General features: G+C 35.7%; 16 protein-coding genes. 3 read left to right on the plus strand and 13 right to left on the minus strand.

Going from position 1 to position 16,850, the window contains the following annotated elements; genetic code table 11:
- Nucleotides 1-56: 56 nt before the first annotated feature.
- From AA650_RS04650 to AA650_RS04670, 5 genes are all read right to left on the minus strand, one after another.
- Complete coding sequence (locus AA650_RS04650; protein ID WP_053538157.1) at nucleotides 57-491, minus strand: hypothetical protein; 435 nt, start codon at nucleotides 489-491, stop codon at nucleotides 57-59.
- The gene (locus AA650_RS04655; protein WP_053538158.1) at nucleotides 475-1,308 is read right to left on the minus strand and encodes a DUF4007 family protein; all 834 of its coding nucleotides are present in this window, start codon (nucleotides 1,306-1,308) and stop codon (nucleotides 475-477) included. Before AA650_RS04655 ends, AA650_RS04650 begins: the two co-directional genes overlap by 17 nt.
- Nucleotides 1,309-1,566: 258 nt before the next feature.
- On the minus strand, nucleotides 1,567-2,763 hold the full coding sequence (locus tag AA650_RS04660) for a 1-deoxy-D-xylulose-5-phosphate reductoisomerase (RefSeq protein ID WP_053538159.1): 1,197 nt from the start codon (nucleotides 2,761-2,763) through the stop codon (nucleotides 1,567-1,569).
- Nucleotides 2,764-2,811: 48 nt separating this feature from the next.
- On the minus strand, nucleotides 2,812-4,305 hold the full coding sequence (locus tag AA650_RS04665; RefSeq protein WP_053538160.1) for a mannosyltransferase: 1,494 nt from the start codon (nucleotides 4,303-4,305) through the stop codon (nucleotides 2,812-2,814).
- A gap of 330 nt (nucleotides 4,306-4,635) precedes the next feature.
- The gene (locus AA650_RS04670; protein ID WP_053538161.1) at nucleotides 4,636-5,286 is read right to left on the minus strand and encodes a Uma2 family endonuclease; all 651 of its coding nucleotides are present in this window, start codon (nucleotides 5,284-5,286) and stop codon (nucleotides 4,636-4,638) included.
- A gap of 241 nt (nucleotides 5,287-5,527) precedes the next feature.
- Between AA650_RS04670 and AA650_RS04675 the strand changes: the two genes are divergently transcribed.
- Together AA650_RS04675 and AA650_RS04680 are read left to right on the plus strand one after the other, a co-directional pair.
- Nucleotides 5,528-6,709 carry a hypothetical protein gene (locus AA650_RS04675; protein ID WP_053538162.1) on the plus strand — a complete coding sequence of 394 codons (1,182 nt, stop codon included), beginning with the start codon at nucleotides 5,528-5,530 and terminating at the stop codon, nucleotides 6,707-6,709.
- Nucleotides 6,710-6,720: 11 nt separating this feature from the next.
- The gene (locus AA650_RS04680) at nucleotides 6,721-8,121 is read left to right on the plus strand and encodes a DUF2079 domain-containing protein (protein ID WP_081424143.1); all 1,401 of its coding nucleotides are present in this window, start codon (nucleotides 6,721-6,723) and stop codon (nucleotides 8,119-8,121) included.
- A gap of 179 nt (nucleotides 8,122-8,300) precedes the next feature.
- On the opposite strand, the gene AA650_RS04685 is transcribed toward AA650_RS04680, so the two are convergent.
- Both AA650_RS04685 and AA650_RS04690 read right to left on the minus strand, forming a co-directional pair.
- On the minus strand, nucleotides 8,301-8,636 hold the full coding sequence (locus tag AA650_RS04685; protein ID WP_053538164.1) for an RNA recognition motif domain-containing protein: 336 nt from the start codon (nucleotides 8,634-8,636) through the stop codon (nucleotides 8,301-8,303).
- Nucleotides 8,637-8,905: 269 nt separating this feature from the next.
- Nucleotides 8,906-9,442, minus strand: coding sequence for a phycobiliprotein lyase (locus AA650_RS04690; RefSeq protein WP_053538165.1), 537 nt, complete (start codon nucleotides 9,440-9,442; stop codon nucleotides 8,906-8,908).
- Between the two features lie 1,253 nt (nucleotides 9,443-10,695).
- On the opposite strand from AA650_RS04690, the gene AA650_RS04700 reads away from it, so the two are divergent.
- Entirely contained in the window at nucleotides 10,696-11,064 is a 369-nt protein-coding gene (locus AA650_RS04700; RefSeq protein WP_027402508.1) for a 2TM domain-containing protein, read from the plus strand.
- An 86-nt stretch (nucleotides 11,065-11,150) separates the two neighbouring features.
- On the opposite strand, the gene AA650_RS04705 is transcribed toward AA650_RS04700, so the two are convergent.
- From AA650_RS04705 to AA650_RS04730, 6 genes are all read right to left on the minus strand, one after another.
- Nucleotides 11,151-12,755: an NAD(P)H-quinone oxidoreductase subunit 4 gene (locus AA650_RS04705; protein ID WP_053538167.1), complete on the minus strand. Its 1,605-nt coding sequence runs from the start codon at nucleotides 12,753-12,755 to the stop codon at nucleotides 11,151-11,153.
- Between the two features lie 258 nt (nucleotides 12,756-13,013).
- Nucleotides 13,014-13,526 (minus strand): hypothetical protein, encoded by a 513-nt coding sequence (locus AA650_RS04710; RefSeq protein WP_027402510.1) that lies wholly within the window; start codon nucleotides 13,524-13,526, stop codon nucleotides 13,014-13,016.
- Nucleotides 13,527-13,651: 125 nt separating this feature from the next.
- Nucleotides 13,652-13,960, minus strand: coding sequence for a DUF4357 domain-containing protein (locus AA650_RS04715; RefSeq protein ID WP_199924377.1), 309 nt, complete (start codon nucleotides 13,958-13,960; stop codon nucleotides 13,652-13,654).
- A 334-nt stretch (nucleotides 13,961-14,294) separates the two neighbouring features.
- Nucleotides 14,295-14,744, minus strand: a complete 450-nt coding sequence (locus AA650_RS04720) for a DUF29 domain-containing protein (protein ID WP_053538169.1) — start codon at nucleotides 14,742-14,744, stop codon at nucleotides 14,295-14,297.
- A 225-nt stretch (nucleotides 14,745-14,969) separates the two neighbouring features.
- Entirely contained in the window at nucleotides 14,970-15,884 is a 915-nt protein-coding gene (thrB, locus tag AA650_RS04725) for a homoserine kinase (RefSeq protein ID WP_053538170.1), read from the minus strand.
- 180 nt (nucleotides 15,885-16,064) lie between these two features.
- A complete protein-coding gene (locus AA650_RS04730) occupies nucleotides 16,065-16,766 on the minus strand; it encodes a rhomboid family intramembrane serine protease (RefSeq protein WP_053538171.1) in 702 nt (233 codons plus the stop codon).
- Between the last annotated feature and the right edge of the window lie 84 nt (nucleotides 16,767-16,850).

Raw genomic sequence — 16,850 nt, forward strand, 5'->3', positions numbered from 1 at the left:
GTTTTACACCCCTGGTTTAGTTATATATTTTGAAGTTTGTCTGCGTTAAAGACCAACTATGAGATTAAATGAATACGTTTTTTATCCCAATCTTGTGGCTTTAATTGAGTAGGAAGAATAATCCATAAACTGCTTTCTAGATGTCTCATATCTCCCAATTTTTTCCAAAATAAACTAATAGGAGCTTGCGGTTGACTGTAAAGATAAGTTATTAAAATATCTAAGTCTTTTAACAGTACAATTGGTTTGGTAGCATCAGCGGAAATTTGTTTAATAGCATCTAATTCTTCACCTAATTTTTTATCAAGAATTAAAAAGGGACTTTTGCTATTAACACGACTTAGTAAGTTGTCACGATAACTGACAAGTTGAGCATTATTGTTAAATAAAATTTGTTGAATTTCTAAATTATGAGGATTATCCCACAATAGTAAATGAGGAGAATCAGTTGGTTTAGCATCTTGAAGAGAAAGATTATTTATTGTTAACATAAGCTTTCTCCAATAAAGTTAAAGGATTGTCCCAACGACGGATAATTTGATAAGGTGAAACTGTGCGTCTTTGTTCAATAATTCCTAAAGATTCCATCCTATTCAGATGTTGTTGTAAAGTTTCAGATTGAATACCTAAAACGGGGATAATTCCCATTTTTTGAGAAAAAATATCCTCAGTTAATACAGAAGTTTCCTGATGAAAATCTCGTTCCCACAGTTTAGCTAGAAAATAACCTATCAAATAAGAATTAGGAAGTTTAGAATTCCCTGTTTGATATGTATCTGGTTTGATTTCTTTGATAAATTGACAATTAGCTAATGCTTGTTCTTGAGTATATGCTTTTAAAATATACTTAATTCTTTTAGGAATTTCTTTATCTAGTTCTTCAAATATAGGAATACTATTTTGAAATAAATCATTTTTAGTGAAAGTTGAATTTTCAGGAAGAAAAGTATAAATAAAATAAGTCCACCCTCCCCATTCAGCAGGATTGTCTGGGATTTGCTTTAAACCTTGAGTACCAAAACTTAAATAAAAGTGCATTAACCAATCAGTAGTAATTGATTTTAAATAAGGATCATGTTTTAAAACTATTTTTCCTTCTGGACTCAAATAATTATCTTTAACTAAACCTGCTCTAATTGACCAACTTTTGATTTTACCAACTTTTGCATTACCTAACCCTGTTTTGGTCATGAGATTTGCTAAAGAATCTTTTAAACCTCCTTTCTCCGCAGCAGTGTCAAGTATTCTCTTAATTTCTTCTTTTTTGAGAGGAAAATTACCGTTGAAATGTAATTGCATCTTAGCCATAGTCTATCAAGTATTGAATAATATGAAATTTTCAGTGATTTTACTGAATAAAAGTCAATTGACCATAAAAACGTTTTTGTTGACTGAGATTGTAATATTCTCAGACCTGTTTGAGTGCCTGTGTTAGTTTTATTATAGTGCCTATTATAACGCTGTAGATAGTCTAATCTTCTAATTTTGATGATAATTTACATTTTTTGCTTAAAAACATAATCCTACACTCCACCGAATATGATGAGTGTAGGACTATCTTAATTTTTACCCTACAGAAATTATCTGTGGCTGAATTGCTACCTTTTCCATAGCGGTGAAAACTTCTTGTCTAGCCCATTTATCTGCTGCCAAAATGTCATCTAAAGCGGGATTTTGTTTGTTATCATTTTGATGGCGATCGCACACAAATTCAATACACCGAGCAATATCCAAATAGTGAATTTTTTCATCTAAAAATAACGCCACAGCTTGTTCATTAGCCGCATTTAACACCGCCGGCATAGAACCACCAGCCCTCCCCGCAGCATAAGCCAAACCCATACAAGGATATTTTTGATGATCTGGTTCACGGAAAGTTAAATCACCGGATTTCACTAAATTCAATCTTTCCCAATTAGTGTAAACTCGCTCCGGCCAAGATAAAGCATAAAGTAAAGGTAAACGCATATCCGGCCAACCCAGTTGAGCCAAAACAGAAGTATCTTGTAATTCTATTAACGAGTGAATAATACTTTGAGGATGAATAACAATTTCGATGTTGTCATAATCTACCCCAAATAAATAATGAGCCTCAATTACCTCCAAACCCTTATTCATCAAAGTTGCCGAATCTACCGTAATTTTTCGCCCCATTGACCAGTTAGGATGTTTAATAGCATCAGCAACCTTTACCTCTGGTAATTTTTCCACAGGCCAATCTCGAAAAGCGCCCCCAGAAGCAGTCAGCAATATCTTTCTTAAACCATCTTTAGGAACACCTTGCAAACATTGAAAAATAGCGGAATGTTCGGAATCGGCTGGTAATAGTTTCACTCCGTGTTTTTCCACCAAAGGTAGCACCACAGGAGCGCCAGCAATGATAGTTTCTTTATTTGCTAAAGCAATATCTTTGCCCGCTTCAATAGCTGCAATGGTTGGAAGTAACCCCGCACAACCAACAATACCAGTAACAACCGTCTGAGAATCGCCATAACGAGCAACTTCTATCACTCCCGCCTCCCCAGCCAGTAAAATGGGTTGAGGATTTAAGTCTTTAATGGCTTCTTTAAGTTCCGGTAATTTCTCAGCAGCAGAAATAGCCGCGATTTGGGGACGAAACTGGCGAATTTGCGCCGCGAATAGCTCCACATTCCGTCCAGCAGCCAATCCCACAATGCGGAATTTATCCGGGTGTTCAGAGACGATATCTAAGGTTTGCGTACCAATCGAACCAGTAGAACCAAGCAGAGTAATAGCTTTCACAATTATTTAATAATTAACGCTAATTTTAAATATAAATTGCTTAGGCTACTAATTTCCCGATTTTTTGAGAACAGAATTGATCTCACGATCTATAATCTGAGTACAGGAACCTGGACGCTTATAAACACAAGTTCCTTGCCAACATTTTTGTAAAGTATAATTCTTATATTGAGATGGTATAGATATATCACCAACAACGTAATTAAAACCTGCTTTTAGTGCTGCAAAATCTGCTATCTTCTCCACTGGAAATATAGGAACATGATGATGAAAATATGTATACCCTCCTGATAAAGCCCAATTAATACCCCAAAGACCAAGTCCGCAAACAGTATTTTCTTTACTTAAGCTTTGTAAAGCCAATAAATTATTAGTTGTAGCATATAAATGTGTATTTTCTAAATCAGTACCAAAAGTAGAAAAAGTCAAATTATTATAAATATTAAATCTGCTTACCAAAGCAACAGAAGTTGCAGTCCAAAGAGCAAAACAAAGTAATATTGCTATAACTATTTTTGGAAATGAATTCCATTTGCGGGACAAATTTAAAACTAATTCTGCTGTGCCTATTCCTGCTAATATCATGAGCATTGATAATGCTGGATAAATAAACCGATATTCTTTATGAGCTAAGAAACTATGAGACAAGATAATAATTAACGCCGACCATGCCAAAATAGGCAGACGACGTGAACCTATCAGCACAAGAATCATAATCGGCAGAAATAGCCAAGACCAACTTTTTAGCAATAAAATTAAATATTCATACCAAGGAGAAACCCCATATAGCTTACTTTTACCTTCCACAAGGTTCACCCAAATATTTAACCAAAAAGATTGAAAAGGATAAGACCAAGTAAAAGCATCAACAGTTCCAAATACAAGTATAGGAGCAAAAATTCCTGCTATCATGGGCAACCATTTTTGCTGCCAATCTTTTCTACAAATGTAAATTAAAACAAAAGCAATGCAAGGTAATAAATGTATTCTTAATGCCAAAGATATTCCTAGCAAACATCCTGATAAAAATAGCCGATTTCTGAGTTGGAATGAATTTTTGTGCAGTCCTAAATATATTCCTGGTAACAGAAAATGTGTAGCTATCACTTCGGTAAAAGCTTTAGGAGAAAAGTAAATAAATTCAAACCAGATAGCACAAATACCAGCACAAGTCAAAGCTGTAATTGTTCCGCCTACTTTTTTTCCCCATAGATATGCTACCAAGATATTACTCAAGGAAAGTAGAGACAAAAATATATTAATTCCCATTAAATATCCAGTAGAACCTTCTCCCAAGCACGCGGTTAGACGCATAATACCTGCCAGAATGACTGGTAATACCCAAGAGCGAATCCCGTCTCGAAATTCCCAGGTAACAATACCATTACCAAAAGCAAGTCGGTGTGCAGGTTCTAGGGTTTGGAAAATTTCATCTGGCCAAAATATATTAGGAAATCTTAAAGCAACACCAACGCGCAATATTAATGCTAGGAGAATTAGGAGGCTTAATAATAGATTATCTAAGTTAAATTTGCGATTCATCTGTTATTCTAACTAAAAGAAGTTATACCAATTTTATCAGAGGCTGCACAGAATCATGAAATCCATGAATTCATCCGAATTTATCTGCGGTCAATAATTATTAAAATCCTATTCCATGCAGCTTCATCTTAATTTGGTAATATTTCCAGAATATTATAAACAGACAACATTTACAAAAGAAGGGAACAGGGAACTTTTAACTGGGAACTCTTAACTGGGAGCAAATAATAAACACTCATTTGCACCAGTTTAAAGCTCAGTCAAAAAAAGGATGTTTTTAAAAGATGCGTAGCACGAAAAAAACAGTGTCATTATTTCAATCTCATGTTTTTAAACATGAGTTTTTCCTGTTCCCTGTTGCCCGTTCCCTGTTTCCTCTGAACCATTTTTTTCTGTTTCTGCTGGCACAAGTTCAAACTTTACTTTATTGTATAAATCTTGTAAAGAAATTTCAAAAGGTATGGTTTCCAGAGATATGTTTCCATCTTCTGCATCATACTCACACAAAGTCCATCTTTTTTTCCCAGTTTTGAAAAATTGTTCTACATGAATGCGGTTTTGATCAATTAATAGATATTCTTGAAAAGTGGGAATTGTTCTGTAAGCTGCAAATTTATCTTCTCTATCATAACTTTTGGTAGATTTGGATAAAACTTCAATAATTACCTGGGGATTTGTGATTGTATCTGTCCGATTATTGAAAAATTCAGGCTCACCTGTAATAATGATCACATCTGGATAAGTGTATATTAGTTTTTGAGGTATCCATAGACGCATATCACCCATGAAAACTTCGTAATTCTGATTTCTAAAGGCAAAATTTAGCCCAGAACTTAGATTTAAAGAGATACGGTTATGATTTATAGATGCACCAGCCATAGGAATTATTTGTCCGTCAATGTATTCGCTTTTATACTCAGCAGTGGCTTCTAATTCCAGATATTCTTCTGGGGTGTAATATTGCTTTGCTATTAATTGCATATTTTTGATCAGAAAGCGATGTTTGTTAGTTTAACATATCAGTAATAATTATTGATTAAGTTTTTATCTATTAAGTTTCTAATACTTTTCATCTGTTGCATTAGAGATTCAACCAAAGTATGGTAAATTGTAATACGTTAGTAATAGTAAACTTTTTACTAAATAGATCAATAATAGTACGGTATTTCCTATTTTTCTTAAAGTAAAATTTACAAAGATAAAAGTATCATAATTAATAATCATGAATAATTCACACAAAACATTATTGAAGTCAATAAAAGATAAGTTTGATCATATATTAATTCCCAGATATTTGGCAATTGGTATTATATTTGCTGTAACAATCAGATTAGTTTGTGTTCCCAATAAATCAGTAGATTATAAATATTTTCTAGATCCTTGGTACGATTTTATCGCATCTCACGGTGGTTTTAGTGCCTTAAAATATGGCTTTGCTGATTATACACCTTCCTATCTTTACTGGCTTTTGATTGCCTCTACTCTGCTTTCTGGATTACCAAAAATTCTGGCAATTAAACTTTTCGCCATGAGTGTTGACTTTATTTGTGCATTTTTTACTTATAAAATTGTTAAGCTTAAATATCCTGTGGGTAAAATGGCAAATTGGGCTTTTTTAGCCGTTATCTTAAGTCCAACTGTAATTTACAATAGTTCCCTTTGGGGACAATGTGATGTTATCTATACCACGGGATTAATTGCTTGTGTTTACTTTTTATCTATTTACAAACAAGTTCCTGCATTAATCAGTTTTGGTGTGGCACTTTCATTTAAATTACAAGCAATGTTTCTAGCACCTTTGTTATTAACTTTATTGGTTAAAAAAAGAATATCTTGGTTCTATTTACCAATAATTCCTTTAGCATATCTAGTAGCAATGTTGCCAGCTTGGATTGCTGGTAGATCAATTACAGAATTACTATTGGTATATTTTGAACAGTCTAATAAATATAAAGAACTAGCTAAAAATGTCCCTAATCTTTATCAATGGATTCCTAATGAGTTTTATAACATTGTTGTGCCTATAGGGTTAATGTTAACTGTAACTGCCATACTTTTATTAGTATATCTTGTTTATAGAAATAAATTAGAAATTACTCAAGATAGACTGATATATTTAGCTACAATGTCAGTATTTTTTATGCCATATCTTTTGCCAAAAATGCACGAAAGATATTTTTATCCTACAGATATTTTGTCTATTATCTTTGCTTTTTACTTTCCTCAATATCGTTGGGTAGCAATATCGGTGCAACTGGCATCATTTATTAGTTACTTGGGAACTCCTATATATATTCAATTGTTTTCTATTCCTTTAGGTTTTACTCTTTGGTTTATTGTGCGAAATTGTGATATGATCTACCAGAAATCAAAGCCTGATTTTTCCTTAAACATCAATAAATAATAAATTCTAATGTGGAAAAATTAATACCTAAAAATAATATTTCTGTAATTATTAGTATTAGTGCCTTAATTTTATTAGCAGCTAGTATTATTCGACATGAGTTATTTAATTCATCTGGAGATTTAGCATTTTTTGATCAAACAGTTTACTTAATTAGTCAGGGAAAATTGCCAACTTCCTCTGTACTTGGTTTTCATGTTTTAGCTGATCATGCTGCTTGGATTTTGTATCCTATCGCCTTACTATATAAAATATATCCTCATGTCTATTGGTTGTTTGTAGTTCAGTCTGTTGCTTTGTCTTTAGGTGCTTTTCCTACATATTTACTCGCATTACAAGCAGGGTTGAAAGACAATCAAGCAATAGCAATGGTAGTTGTTTACCTACTATATCCAGTCCTATATAACAGTAATTTGTGTGATTTTCATCCAGATACTCTTGCTGTTCCTGCACTTTTGACAGCAGTTTTAAATGCAAGAAGCAAAAAAGTATTTTGGTTTTGTATAAATGTTTTGGTAGTATTGGGATGTAAAGCTGTACTTTCCTTGACAGTAGCAGCTATGGGTGTTTGGTTACTACTATTTGAAAAACGGCGTTTGTACGGTTTCATAGCTATTATTAGTGGTTTAGCATGGTTTGTAATTGCTAACAAAATCATTATTCCTTTTTTCGGTAGCGAAGCAGCATTAGTCAGTCGGCATTTTTATCGTTATAGCTATTTAGGAAATTCATTTTCGGAAACATTACAAATTATCTTATTTCAACCAAAAATTATTATTAGCAACATTTTATCGTCTATAAATTTAGAATATTTGTCTTTTCTATTAGCACCTGTAATCTGGGGTTTAATACCTAAATACATGACACCATTAATAGGTGCGATTCCTTGTTTAGCATTAAATATACTTGCTGATCATCCTTCACAAAAAAACGTAATTTTACATTATTCTTTACCAGCAATTCCCTTCATAATGTTAGCATTAATTGCTAGTATTGCGGCAGATAAAGCATGGCTAAAACAAAAAAGAGTAATTTTTTTATGGTCTTTAATTTGGTTTTTGATTTTAGGTAAATGGGGTTTCTTTATTTCCAAATATCTTAATTCTGTAGATAATTGGCAAGCTACTAAAGAAGCAATATCTTTAGTGAAAACTCAAGACAGTGTGTTGACTACAGATGTAATTACTCCACATTTAACCCATAGGCAACAGATTAGTTTTAAATATAAACTCCATGAGTTGAATAATTTTCATTATATATTACTTAATACCCGCCATCCTGGCTGGGGCGCAACAGTAGAAGATTATAATAATTTGACTAAGGAATTAAAAAAGCGTTCTGATTTTAATTTAAAATATCAACGTGATGATGTATATCTCTTTGTATATAAAAAAATGGCATTGCCGATTTGAGGTATGAAGATGATTTTTGATGATTTTACAACCCTTGTAGAGACGCTCCATGGAACGTCTCTACAGCTAAATTCATACTTGGTTTCAGCAACGCCAAAAAAATTACCTACCCCGCCGACGGAATAGGCAATTTTCAAGAATTTAATAACTAAAAAACTTTAGTTAGATTTGGCTTAGACTTAATAGCGATTGCCGCCGCCGCCGCCACGGTTGCCACCGCCACCGCCGTAGCCACCACGTCCACCACCGCCACCACCTGAAGAACCTCTGTCTTCTTTGGGTTTTGCTTTGTTTACTTTCAAATCACGACCCATCCATTCAGCACCATCAAGGGCTTCAATTGCGGCTGTTTCTTCCGCCTCAGTACCCATTTCCACAAAACCGAAGCCGCGCAAGCGACCTGTCTCACGGTCAGTGGGAAGCTGAACACGTTTCACAGCACCATATTCCGCAAAAACTTGAGTCAGCGCATCTTGTGTAACTTCATAAGAGAGGTTACCCACGTAAATTGACATAGAATATTTCCAAAATCATAAGAGTGTAGAGATTTAGATTTCGGAGAAAAGTCTGTAAATACCAAAAGGGAAAGCCTGTCAATACTAACCACAAACATTACCGCCGAATTAATTCCCACCTTCTAATGATTACACAAAAAATCATAATTGTGGGAAGAAGTTTAAAAAATGTTGTAAAAAGTCATATTTGTTGCTTATGATCAGTCCCACCTGTAAGTTATGCCCGTTAATTAACCCTATCCCCTGCATTTCAGCCATGAACCGCTCGATTATATTCGCTTCTCCAGGTATTGACCAATCATTAATTGTTCACTGGCACGGGAAATGATGCTTTGTCGGGTACGATATTTACTACCAATGAGTTTAATCTCTTCCTCAAATACTGAATTATTATATTCAGTCCGTAAACAAAGAGTTTTAGGGTTTGATAAATAATAATCTGCTGTAACGGGTTTAGATGTGGCAAAACCACGATCTCTATATAATATATTGCCCAAAGCCCCAAACAGGTTTAAACCTTGAGATTCTCGTCTGACCTTAATTATATCAGTGCTTTGCCAAGATACTTCAGCACCACAGGTCAAACTTTGCAAATCAACTAAATCATGGAGTTGGGCTAGTTTTTCCAATTCTTCACACCCCTGTTCTAAAAATCGGATGGTGATTATACTCTCCATTTCCTTGGTTTCTCCCTGAGGTAGGGTGTAGTAACGTCGTTCTGAGTGCCATTCACCTACCGATTCCTGAAAGAATGCGGCAATCTGCCTTTCATCAGCGGTTTTAACCAGTTTGAGGGATGCTTTCACTGTTTACTTTCCTCATTTATCCATAGATTGTTGCTTGATTTTCTATATCTTTCTGTGCCATCTGCTACTAGTAGTCTGTCAACCCGAAAATGACGGGTGAAGGCAAGCAGGGGGAGAAGAGAGGCAGGGGGGGGCAGGGGAGGGAAGAACAGAAGTTTTTTTCCGATCATTACCCGTCAAAATAAATTTGACGAACTACTAGGCTATGGTAATACATCTGGCTTTACCGGATATAGGTATAAAAGGCAATTATTATTTACTATTCTTAATATAGAGGTGAATCATAGAAAATGCCAGCGGGAAATTCAGATAATAACTCCCGGTTCATCCATTTTTTGGGCAGTTATACTCCGCAAGGGAATAAATTGAGCTTTTGCTTAGAGGATGTTTTAAAAGTGGCATCCCGTAATTTTCATCACATTGTTACCCCCTCTCCCCTTAGGAAAGGGGGTAACAAGAAAATCCAGTTCCCTCCCCTTCACAAGGGGAGGGTTAGGGTGGGGTAATTTGAGGAATAATGGTGATTCGATAACTTGTGTGTACACGATAGCCTGTACTTGCAGTTATTTGCATAAAATAAGCTAAATAAGGATATGTTCGACGTTACGGCAACAAAATCCATAATTACAAACCAACGAGTAGATGAGATACCTGTACTACTAGTACAGATAGAACGGATTAATGTACAAGGGCTAATACAGGGTTTATTGCTAGGATGCAATACAATATAGGGCGTAGACCCTACGCCCCTACAGACTTAAGGATTTGCTGACTAAGTAGGTGAACACAATAAAACCAATCTATGTAACGAAAAGTAAAATCGCCCAAACCCTCTTCACTCTTGCCTCTTGCCTTGCCATAACGACGATTTTCAATGCTAACCTACTTATATAAAAGCTCATCCATATAAATTGGTAAAGACAAAGCTAGGGAAATGTAGCTGTGATTAATAATTGGGGAATTGAAATCTATTAATAAATTTGTGCTGTTAATTACGACATCAATTATTTTTCAACTATAAAATGTGTTTCTAAGCAATTCGTAGGTACATATAGGACTCCTATTTGATTTTTGAACAGAACTCGGTACATACTGAAATCCTTCTTCCCTGTTCCCTGTTCCCTGTTCCCTGTTCCCTAACTCAACGGAAAATTCAGGAATCAAACCGGATTCCTATATATTTTAAATGATTGTGTAGCTACCGTCTCAAAAATAACTCTCAAAAGTATTTTTTGCCATTTTAGGTATTGATAATGACTTACAACGCAGAGGAAATGCAGCAGATTCTTGAAGTAGCTTTTAGACAAAAACAAAAGGGAGAATATACAAGAGAACAAATTATAGAAATAGCCTCAGAATTAGGTGTTTCTTCAGAGTCGCTACAAGCTGCGGAACAAGAATGGTTAAAAAATAATGTAGAAGTAAAAAAAGAGCAAATGTCTAATAGTCAACAACGGAAAGATTTCAAATCTCATCTATTTGCTTTTCTGGCAATTAATGGTTTTTTGGTGCTGTTAAATCTAGTGGTAAGCCCTGGATATTTCTGGGCTATTTATCCCATACTAGGATGGGGGTTAGGTTTATTACTGCATGGCATAAAGGTTTATATTAGTAATGACTAAAATAGATCCCCGAATTCTTGAAGAATTCGGGGATCTTATCCCCTTTTAATTTAAGATTTACTAGAGCGCTCTTTTGGGTTTGATAATTACTCAACTATATTCACTATTTGGGAACTAGCTAATGTTGGTGTGGTGAAAATTTGCGAGTATAAGTTTGTAGGTTGTTGACTAGCAACAACTGGTAAAACTTGACGAGCATGAGCCGTAACTGCCACTGTTTTTACATCATAGGTTTGTGTAATCATCTTAGGATAAAAACCAATACCGATGATGGGAACTAATAAGCAAGCGGTGATAAATAATTCACGGGGCTTAATATCAAGAACTACAGCATCTAAATGTAAGTCTTGATGTTGGTTGCCGTAGAAAACTTGACGTAGCATGGACAGTAAATAAATGGGTGTCAAAATCACGCTAACTGCTGATAGAAAGATGACTACAATTTTGAAGCTGGAACTGTAAACATCACTGGTAGCAAGACCTAAGAATACCATCAATTCACCGACGAAACCACTCATTCCGGGTAAAGCTAGAGAAGCCATTGAACCGATAGTAAAGAGAGCGAAAGTTTTGGGCATTACTTTACCCATACCGCCCATTTTATCCATCACTAAGGTGTGAGTACGTTCGTAAGTTACACCGGAAAGGAAGAATAAACTAGCAGCAATTAAACCGTGAGAAACCATTTGTAATACAGCACCGCTGATACCGATTTCTGTATAAGATGCAATGCCAATTAACACAAACCCCATGTGGGCAATTGAAGAGTAAGCCAGACGGCGTTTGAGATTGGTTTGAGCAAAGGCGCAACAAGCACCATAAACAATATTAACTACACCTAAAATCGCTAAAACTGGAGCAAAGGTAACATGAGCATCAGTTAACATTTCTACGTTAAAGCGAATTAAGGCATAACCACCCATTTTTAACAATACACCTGCCAAGATCATTGAACCGGGTGCGGATGCTTCACCATGAGCATCAGGCAACCATGTATGTAAGGGAAAAATGGGTAATTTGACACCATAAGCGATTAAGAAACCTGCATAGAGGGCTAATTCTAAGGTTTTGGGATATTCTTTCATTCCCAATTCGGTCATGTTGAAGGTGAAGTTATCACCATAGAAAGCCATTGCAAAACCAGCTACCAGTATAAATATGGATGCTGCGGCGGTATAGATAATAAACTTGGTAGCTGCGTAACGGCGGTTTGTGCCTCCCCAGATGGAAATTAGTAGGTAAACAGGTACTAGCTCAATTTCCCACATCAAGAAGAACATTAATAAATCTTGGGCGAGAAATACTCCTAATTGAGCGCTGTACATAATCAACATCAACGCATAAAATAAACGCGGCTTGTTGGTTACTTTCCAAGCCGCGAATACTGCGAGTGTGTTAATGAAGCCTGTGAGAAGTATCAGGGGCATTGATAAACCATCAATGCCTAGAGACCAGTTAAAGCCAATTTGGGGTATCCAAGGATAGCTTTCTGTCATTTGCAGGGCGGAACTTTGAAAGTCGTAATTCTGCCAAAGGGCAAAAATCATGAGTACAAAGTCTAATAATGCCACTCCCAAGCCGTACCAGCGGACGGTTTTACCCTCTTTATCGGGAATAAGGGGAATTGCGAGGGCTGCCACTAAAGGCAGGAAAATTATGGCTGATAACCAAGGAATTTCTATGGCATTCATCACTGTTGACAATATGTTTTTGGTTTTGCTTTTGTTTACATTATATTAAGGAATCGTTACGTCTGTAAACGATTTCTTATGAAGATTTCCAATTTGGAGGACAGATAGTAATAAATACTTACTAAATTATGCCGCGAGTCCATTCTAAATGTAAATTTTTGCAACGTCAACAAAAAAACAGCGACTAATATCGCTGTCTTTAGTTATAATGAACAGCTTGAGGATAAATTGAATTTTTATCAAAGTTATCTCTGTTTCTTAGACAATACGGTTGACAATCATCCACACTTCTCCATCTGATCTTACGAAAGGGACAGAAATGGTCTTAAAGCCTGTGATGAAAGGTTTGTAGTAAACTTGCCAATACATGGGACTAAGTTCATCGGCGCAGGTTTTGAGGAGTTTAATTTCTTTTGCCAGTTCTCCAGCTAGTTCATTAACTCGTTCGGCATGAACTTGAGCAATTTTTTTGGCTTCTTCTAGCTGTTCTTGTTGTTGGGAGATGCGGATAGACATGGGCAAATACCGATTGAGATGAGCTTTCCTTTGTTGTATTTGCTTTTCTAGGTAATATAGGGCATCGTCTATGCCTTTAAGTTCCGCAGATAGTTGGACGTTTTCTCTGGCTTGACGACGGTAAGCTTCAACTATGGCTAGGGGTGAGTCGTTTTCACCCGATTCTACATGATGATTAGTCAGTGCAGTGCGTTCTTGTTGGAGTGCTTGAATTTGAGATTTCAGTGCTGCTATTTCTGACTGGATTTTTTCCATATCCATATATATATGATGATTGGGGGTAAGTGAAAAAGCTGTTACTTCTTCTGGGCGATCGCTTGACAATCAAAATAGTCACGGCAAGAACAGCACTCTGCTTGCAGCAGTGCTACGCGATCGCATTAAGTTGTTGGCTGAATTTGTTTGTTAGCTTTTGATATTTCTTGCTTCTCAATTTCATCTAACTTTTTGCCGGAAGAATCTTTCCATTCCTTCAATCCGTTTGCACTACGCCCCATTATTACATTTGCTGCTGCTGATGGGCTACTAAACAACCAATCGGATTTAAAAACAAGTTTGTCATCTACTTGAACAATAATTTCATTCCAAAATTCTTTTTTTGATACATGGTCAACAAGTCTAGAATAAGCATTTTCAGCCTCACCAATGTATACTTTAGCCTTTTGCCTTGCCATAACGACAATTTTCAACACCAACCTACTTAGTTAAATTAAGCGATAAGCGATTCTTACGAAGTGCTGGCACTATTGCATCTAATAATATCACGGTTTTATCCGCTCTCATGATATTTTATACATTAATTACTTGTCAATTAGTTGTGTGTGACAATCGCTTCACACTCCATAGAGGTTGTTTGAAAACTTTTTCGTGTGGGATCTGACACCCGCAGATCCCCCTAAATCCCCCTTAAAAAGGGGGACTTTGAGGAATTTAGCCCCCCTTTGTAAGGGGGGTTGGGGGGATCTCGATTAATTCTGATACTTTTCAAACATCCTCATAGACATCACACAAACAATGACTTAATCAATTAGGTAAATAATGAATATCAAGAACTTCCTCCAAAGAATAAGGACATTCTGCGGGAAAATTTACAGTAAAACCTGTTTTTTCTTGAACATAACCCAAAGCGTCCTCATAAATAGTTGTAAAAATAGAATTCAAATAATTATACAAATTAGATGTTAATCTATCTTTTAACTGGACTCGAAAACTTCTAATTTCTGAACGCCAATGATTTTTATTTCTGTCATATTCTTGTGTCCAAAACTGCAATAATAAAAGATGTCTAATTACTTGTTCTAGTAGGCTTTTAACTTGATGCTTATCTCTTTTTGCCAATGATTCCAACTCCTCAATTAAATTTTCTAAATCTAACTCATCAAAACGACTTTGTTTTAATAATTTAATAGTTTCTAATAACCATAAATGGTCATCTGTTTCATAGATCTGCTGCAAATTAGTAATAACTGTCATAACTTTACCTTTTGTTATTTACAAATTACACATACAATCAATATATATTGTAAGGTGCATCGGACTCGATAATTTAATGTTAATCAACAAAATGAAATGTTTAAAGTAGGGGAACACTTCTGTTCCCTTCCCATGACTTCAGTCACACTACGTTATCACCGATACGTTCTCAACTCAAATAGGATTGCTATAGATGTTTGGTGTTGCTGCATTTGTAATTATCTATTACAAAATAACCGCCCCTTGCCGATCCAGGGGAAGCGATCGCACAATTGAGTTCATACCCATTGCAGTCCAGGCATTTGCCATTGCTGCTTCTACGGATCTGGCATAACTTATATCTACTAGAGCTAAAAGTGTGGGGCCTGCACCACTAATTACCATGCCATAAGCACCAGCAGCCACAGCAGCCGCATTCACAGTATCATAACCAGGAATTAAAGCTTGGCGATAAGGTTGATGTAATTTATCTTGCAAGGCGGCTATTAACCATTCTTCTCGATTAGTTGCTAAACCGCGCAACAATAAACCCAAATGAGAAATATTGAAAATTGCATCAGCACGACTGACTTCTGTGGGGACAACCTTTCGCGCTTCTGAGGTTGATAACTCAAAATCAGGAATTGCTACGACTGGAACTATATCTCGATGCCAGAGAATATCACAAATTTCCCAACCTTTTTTGCTGGTAGCAGCCAGACGACAACCACCTAATAACGCTGGTACTACATTATCAGGATGTCCTTCCATGGCGATCGCTAATTCCATTACCTGTAACTCAGACAACGGTGAACCAGCCAACTCATTGGCAGCAACTAACCCCCCGACAATAGCAGTCGCAGAACTACCCAAACCTCGTGCTAAAGGTACACCCAACTTAATTTCTATTTTCACCGCTGGTGGTGTTTTTTCTATATATTGGTATAACTTGACAAACGCCTGGTATAAAAGATTACTCTCATCAGTTTGTACCTTTGCGGCTTCCGAACCAGAGACTTGAATAATTAACTCACCTGCATCAAGAATAGTAAACTTAAATTCGTTATACAGCTTTAAAGCTGCACCTATACAATCAAACCCCGGACCCAAATTCGCCGTCGTCGCGGGAACTTTAACAGTAATGCTAGAAACTACAGACATTGAAGTTAATTTAAAATTCCAATATGAACTACCCCATTTTACTTCCTTATACCAAATTAAGATATGGAATAAGATATCAAGAATTATTAAACGCAGATGAACGCAAATAAACGCAGATAAATTCGGATGAATTGATGGATTTGATGATTCTGTGCAGCTTCACATAAAAATCACAATAACCTAAAGTCTTTGTCTAATTTTCATAAAAGCCGCACCCGTCACTAAAGCCGCAAATTGTCCCCAATAACTCACACTAGAGAAGGAACTACCACCCGTCATATTTAAACTCCCTATGCCATAAAATGACTGCTGGATAAACCACCAAAATAAATATAAAATAGCTGGAACTTCCACAGGGATATACACAACCAATAAAGTCAAAACCGAATATATTTTTGCCTGGGGAAACTTGATCAGATATGCACCTAAAATAGATGCAATAGCTCCATTAGCACCAATAATTTGTATTGTTAAATCGGAGGATAAAATAATTTGGACTATACCAGAAAAAAAGCCAGCAGTTAAATAAAGTAGTAAATATTGTTTATGTCCTAAAATACTTTCTACCGTTTTTCCAAATACCCACAGAAACAGCATATTTCCTAAGATTTGGCTAAAACTGCCATGGAGAAACAGGGATACAGGTAAAGAAAGTAGCCGCCAAAATACAATTACCCAAGCCGCAGAATTGTAAAAAAAAGCGTTAGCAATTGAGATATTTATTTGAGATGGAATAATTCCCCAATTATTAATTAAATTTCCTAATTCATCACTCCACTCTAATTTTATTTCCCAGAGAAATATGACTACATTAATGCCAATCAACCAATAATTAATAATAGGCTTTTGCCAACTGCGAATATTATCATCTATAGGAATCATCTTGATTTTAACATTTGAATTACTAATTTTTAACTACTAATTAATATTTTTTCCCATCTCCTCATTTTTGTGTGGCAAGATTAT

It is taken from the genome of Anabaena sp. WA102, assembly GCF_001277295.1.
Lineage (GTDB): Bacteria > Cyanobacteriota > Cyanobacteriia > Cyanobacteriales > Nostocaceae > Dolichospermum > Dolichospermum heterosporum.

Bases quoted from the DNA above. Each gene is read 5' to 3' on its own strand.
- AA650_RS04650 (WP_053538157.1), bottom strand. From the start codon at position 491: ATGTTAACAATAAATAATCTTTCTCTTCAAGATGCTAAACCAACTGAT.
- AA650_RS04655 (WP_053538158.1), bottom strand. From the start codon at position 1,308: ATGGCTAAGATGCAATTACATTTCAACGGTAATTTTCCTCTCAAAAAA.
- AA650_RS04665 (WP_053538160.1), bottom strand. From the start codon at position 4,305: ATGAATCGCAAATTTAACTTAGATAATCTATTATTAAGCCTCCTAATT.
- AA650_RS04670 (WP_053538161.1), bottom strand. From the start codon at position 5,286: ATGCAATTAATAGCAAAGCAATATTACACCCCAGAAGAATATCTGGAA.
- AA650_RS04675 (WP_053538162.1), top strand. From the start codon at position 5,528: ATGAATAATTCACACAAAACATTATTGAAGTCAATAAAAGATAAGTTT.
- AA650_RS04685 (WP_053538164.1), bottom strand. From the start codon at position 8,636: ATGTCAATTTACGTGGGTAACCTCTCTTATGAAGTTACACAAGATGCG.
- AA650_RS04700 (WP_027402508.1), top strand. From the start codon at position 10,696: ATGACTTACAACGCAGAGGAAATGCAGCAGATTCTTGAAGTAGCTTTT.
- AA650_RS04705 (WP_053538167.1), bottom strand. From the start codon at position 12,755: ATGAATGCCATAGAAATTCCTTGGTTATCAGCCATAATTTTCCTGCCT.
- AA650_RS04710 (WP_027402510.1), bottom strand. From the start codon at position 13,526: ATGGAAAAAATCCAGTCAGAAATAGCAGCACTGAAATCTCAAATTCAA.
- AA650_RS04720 (WP_053538169.1), bottom strand. From the start codon at position 14,744: ATGACAGTTATTACTAATTTGCAGCAGATCTATGAAACAGATGACCAT.
- thrB (WP_053538170.1), bottom strand. From the start codon at position 15,884: ATGTCTGTAGTTTCTAGCATTACTGTTAAAGTTCCCGCGACGACGGCG.
- AA650_RS04730 (WP_053538171.1), bottom strand. From the start codon at position 16,766: ATGATTCCTATAGATGATAATATTCGCAGTTGGCAAAAGCCTATTATT.